Source organism: Parendozoicomonas sp. 209JJ7-1 (assembly GCF_058147085.1).
The window spans coordinates 1-745 of the sequence record NZ_JBYVJU010000100.1; the positions used below are offsets into that span (position 1 = coordinate 1).

Consider the following 745-nt stretch of genomic DNA (forward strand, 5'->3'; position numbering starts at 1 on the left):
CACCTAACGCCAAAATCAGGTGCGCCGTAGGCGTCACCTGGATTTTTTTGTTATGTGGCGATTGCTATAAGCTCAACCATATTATTGATTGAGTAATCTGCTAGTGATGGCTTGTTTTCATTTTTTGGGTTGTAAAAGGCTGCTTCCATACCAGCGGCTTTGGCTGCCTGAACTCCTACTTCAGAGTCCTCAACAACCAGACATTCACTCGGTTCAAACCCCATGCTACTTGCTGCATGTAAGAAAATTCCCGGCTCGGGTTTCCATGACTGAATTTCGTAGGAGCTAAAAATATTACCATCAAAATATGAACTTAAGCCTGTGACAGTTAAAGCTTGGAAAATTTTCTCTGTTGGGCCTGAAGAAGCAACACATTTTGGCTGTTGCAGAGCCTCCAGAGCCTCCAGAGCCTCAGGAACTCCGAAACATGGTTTTAACTCCGTAGAAAAGAGGTTCGAGACTTCCTTCCTGTATGTTTCTGTAAAATCGTTTTCAAGCTCTATTCTGTACTTTTCTTCAAGGGATGAGAATATTTTGGCAAGCTTCATACCTCTATATTTTTCTAGAAGTTCGTATGCGCTGACTTGAAGTTTATACTTTTTCAGCTCATTAGATAAAGCGATATTGCACAGCAATTCACTATCAACGAGTGTTCCATCACAATCAAATATTATTAGTTTTGGCATGATTTCGATTTAGCCACATAACGCCTAAATCAGGTGCGCCGTAGGCGTCACCTGGATTT

General features: G+C 41.6%; 1 protein-coding gene. It reads right to left on the minus strand.

Translation table 11 applies throughout. The features are described 5' to 3' along the window. Window positions 1-50: 50 nt before the first annotated feature. Window positions 51-686, minus strand: coding sequence for an HAD-IA family hydrolase (locus tag ACY2RQ_RS19545; RefSeq protein ID WP_490114689.1), 636 nt, complete (start codon window positions 684-686; stop codon window positions 51-53). Between the last annotated feature and the right edge of the window lie 59 nt (window positions 687-745).